Below are 3,470 nucleotides of genomic sequence, written 5' to 3' on the forward strand. Positions count from 1 at the left end.
ATCTCTTTGCGAACCGCCGAATACGTGACCCGTACGTTCGGTGGTGTGAGAGGCGCACTCCGTCAGTTACTGGCGGAGCCGTCTACTCGATTATAGGCTGGTTGTTTTGTCGAAATTATCATAAAACCGCAGTCTTTTCCAATTTCTGTTGGCAGATTCCAACGTTCCATGTTCTATTATTTGTAATATCCAAGTGTACTTATTTTAGAGTTTGGTTCACGTAATTCTAAAGTGTCACTAGTTAATTTTATTATTAAATATTTCACTATTTTTTTATCTTCTAAAAAAAAATAAAGTTCGTTTGAATTTTTAATTTCCCAAGTTACATTCCATTTTTCCAAATAGTCGGATAGTTTTGCCGTTGACTTTTTTACCTTAATTTTGGTAAAAAAATATTTTTTCTCTCTTTCTGCATAAGGTTTGTAAAAGTCAGTAGTATCGACTTCTGCAATTGTATCATAGGCAACGTTGTATTTCCAAGTTCCTATAATCAATTTTTCTTGTTTTGTGCTATTTTGCGCTTTTGAAGTCAAAAAGGCTAATAGAAATATAAAAAATAATACTTTTTTCATTTTGCAGTTTTTTATAAATGTTCCAGGTAATTTTATATTTTCGGATTTATGATTTTTACTTTTCAAATTTCCGCTGTCAGATTATAACTTTCACGCTTCTGCTTTGTAAACTTTATGCGGAAACAAATGTTTATTTTTAAATTGTTTCGCCTGCGTATTTTCGGCACAACTAGCCTATAACGCTTAGTATATAAAAAGTAGGCGATTACGAAGCACAAAACTTTCGGTTAAGTACAAAGTTTGATACGAGCCACAAGCCTTGAATTTACTACTGTTTCGCCTATTTTTTATATACATTGTTACCTGCTGGCTTTTATTCTGTTTTGTATAGTTTTGGTTTTGTCACTCCTTTTTTAGCGTAAAACTCTTTACTCATTTCGAAGTGCATTTCAGTCATATCGTTTAAATATTCTTCTAATGGTTCAAGACCAATTTCTTTTCTCCTTTTGTTTACATTGATACTATCTGCTAAATTTCTTGGATAAGCTTGACATATTTCCATATTGTAAGCTAATTGAGTGCCATAAATTTGGGCTTGACCAGTATTCAATTTTACTCGGTCAACTAATAGACCATAAGTTCTGGAATTTGCATTTCCCTTGTCAACTTCTTTCTTCATTTTTTTCAAAACTTCTAATTGAAATTCTGGGACATGGTCTGAATGCTGAACAATCAACCAAAAATCTGAAGAACCTTTTTCTCCGACCAAATCATAACCAGGAAATCCGAAATTGTCAAATACTTGTTTTACTCGTTTTTGATGAGTTGTAAAAACGCTATCTTTAAAAGAGTTCCATTGCTCATTAGTCATTTTTTTATAGTCGCCTTGTGGTATGTATGCAGCAATTTGGTCAACTTCTGCCATTTTACTTAGTTCATCAGCTAATACTTGATTGAATACTACTTTTTTTTCTTGAGTCTCTTTTTCGTTTGATGTTTTCACTTTACATCCAATTAATAGAAGTCCGATGATTAATATTGCGAATGTTTGTTTCATAGTTATTCTTTTATGTTGTTTTAGCTTGCAGGTAACGTTCCCGCGCTAGGCGTCCGTTGCCAATGAAAGCGAACCGAGAACTTTCGGAAAGATAAAACATTATTCGTGAAAATAAATGTTCCGGCAAGATAAAATTTGGCAATGGCGCTTAGCGTGTGTTGTGCGTTCGGTTTTTTATTTATTCAAAATTCCAATTGTAAATACAATGAACATTATTCCGCTTATTAATGCGATAAAATATGCAAACTTTTTTATGTCTTCAAAATTTCTATTTTCTTTGAGAATTATTTTTCGGAACTTTTCAGAAACAATTGCTAAAATTGAACTTACAAATATTAATCCGACTGCTAAGTTTATTCCAATTCCAATTGGCGAACCTTCGGTTTCAGCTTTAAGAAAAAATGAAATAATATCAGATAGGAAAAGTAAGTTCCAAGCAACAATAAAAATAACTGCTACTGATTTCTTTAACGGAAATCCACCTTCTTTTTGCTTCCTTATAACTTCCAAATCGCTAGAACTTATTTCGCTATCTAAGTTTTTTAAAAATCCAGTTTTTTTAATTTCGCCAATTACAAAATTTGGATCTTTAAATGTCCAAAATATAACTTTCGGATTATAGTTTTCTATTCTGTGATTAATTTTTATTCCTTGTCCAATTAGTGGAATTAAAGTATAGGTTTCAATTGAAATTATGTCTTTTGGTTGAAACATTAAATTACCTACAATCGAAGCATTAATTTTTAATATTTCTTTGTCAACATATAAATCAGCAAAAGGATAACTAGCATTTGCCATTCCAATTCTTGCTCCGCCAGTCAAAGTAAATTTTTCGCTCATATTATTTTAAAGTTCGGTTTTTAATAGTTTTCTTTCGGTTTTCGGTCGCTCTAAACTGACGCACAACGTCCTGCGGCTTTATTTCAGTTGCGAAGTTCGGGACTGCATATTTTCGGAAACCACAAAACACGATGCGAAACGTGAACGTGATTTAACTAAAAAATTCGCAATTGAATAAAACCGCTGTTACAAGCAGTACTTATACTAATTTTAAATATAAACATTATGATTACATCAATTTCAAGAGAACTTTACGAAGTTCAAATTCCAAGTTTTACAGGAGAAGTTAAAATGCTTCCTTTTAATCTTGAAAACTTATTAGAAATACCAAATGAATTTAAACAAATGGTGTCTAAAATGATTGAAGCATTACCCATTAAAAGAGGAATTGCCTATCTAACATTAGATGGGAAATTAGTTGAAGAAGGTAAAACCCAAAGACGTGGCGGTGTTCATATTGATGGTAATTACTTACCATCTTTAAAGTGGGGTGATGGCGGAGGAAACGGAGGGGGTAATGGATGGAAAGTTGGCGAAGGAGGAAGGATTTTATCCTCTTTAGAACACAAATTATCTTATAAAAGTAATACAGGCGGAATGCTAATTGCGTCTACTTATCCCGCTTGTAAGGGTTGGAATGGAGTTTTTCAAGGGAATGCTTATGTTGGTGGAGATTGCACACGAATAAAAGATTTGGGAGAAGGTTTTTTAATGAAGCCAAATGTGGTTTACTATGGAAACAGTCAATTTTTGCACGAAAGTTTACCAATAAGCAAAACTACTTTTAGAATAGTTGCAAGAATTACACTTCCTTTTGATTACGAGGTTCTGTCGTAGTATTGCTTGTAACGTTCCCTCGCTTGCTCGTCGTTGCGGAGTTCGTAACGATAAATTTTCTAATTAAAATAAATATGATGCGAAATAAAAATATGATTAAACCACAAAACCCGCAATGCGTGCAAACGAGTGTGTGTGCCCTGCATGAGCAGGACACACGCTGTAAGCTTGAATAAAAATTCGAAAATACAAATTGTCGAATTAGAAAACAAAACTTACAGCGT

4 protein-coding genes are annotated in these 3,470 nt (G+C 33.0%); 1 reads left to right on the plus strand and 3 read right to left on the minus strand.

Features of this window, described 5'->3' with window-relative positions:
* Window positions 1–176 precede the first annotated feature (176 nt).
* From IWX83_RS16900 to IWX83_RS16910, 3 genes are all read right to left on the minus strand, one after another.
* Window positions 177–572, minus strand: a complete 396-nt coding sequence (locus tag IWX83_RS16900; RefSeq protein ID WP_196831329.1) for a hypothetical protein — start codon at window positions 570–572, stop codon at window positions 177–179.
* 313 nt (window positions 573–885) lie between these two features.
* Window positions 886–1,569, minus strand: coding sequence for a DUF6624 domain-containing protein (locus IWX83_RS16905; protein ID WP_196831330.1), 684 nt, complete (start codon window positions 1,567–1,569; stop codon window positions 886–888).
* A 174-nt stretch (window positions 1,570–1,743) separates the two neighbouring features.
* On the minus strand, window positions 1,744–2,409 hold the full coding sequence (locus IWX83_RS16910) for a hypothetical protein (protein WP_196831331.1): 666 nt from the start codon (window positions 2,407–2,409) through the stop codon (window positions 1,744–1,746).
* A 225-nt stretch (window positions 2,410–2,634) separates the two neighbouring features.
* On the opposite strand from IWX83_RS16910, the gene IWX83_RS16915 reads away from it, so the two are divergent.
* Window positions 2,635–3,246, plus strand: a complete 612-nt coding sequence (locus tag IWX83_RS16915) for a hypothetical protein (RefSeq protein WP_196831332.1) — start codon at window positions 2,635–2,637, stop codon at window positions 3,244–3,246.
* The last annotated feature ends 224 nt before the right edge of the window (window positions 3,247–3,470 follow it).

This window comes from Flavobacterium sp. CG_9.1 (assembly GCF_015751645.1).
In the GTDB taxonomy this organism is placed as follows: Bacteria; Bacteroidota; Bacteroidia; order Flavobacteriales; family Flavobacteriaceae; genus Flavobacterium; species Flavobacterium xanthum.

Bases quoted from the DNA above. Each gene is read 5' to 3' on its own strand.
- IWX83_RS16900 (WP_196831329.1), bottom strand. From the start codon at position 572: ATGAAAAAAGTATTATTTTTTATATTTCTATTAGCCTTTTTGACTTCA.
- IWX83_RS16905 (WP_196831330.1), bottom strand. From the start codon at position 1,569: ATGAAACAAACATTCGCAATATTAATCATCGGACTTCTATTAATTGGA.
- IWX83_RS16910 (WP_196831331.1), bottom strand. From the start codon at position 2,409: ATGAGCGAAAAATTTACTTTGACTGGCGGAGCAAGAATTGGAATGGCA.
- IWX83_RS16915 (WP_196831332.1), top strand. From the start codon at position 2,635: ATGATTACATCAATTTCAAGAGAACTTTACGAAGTTCAAATTCCAAGT.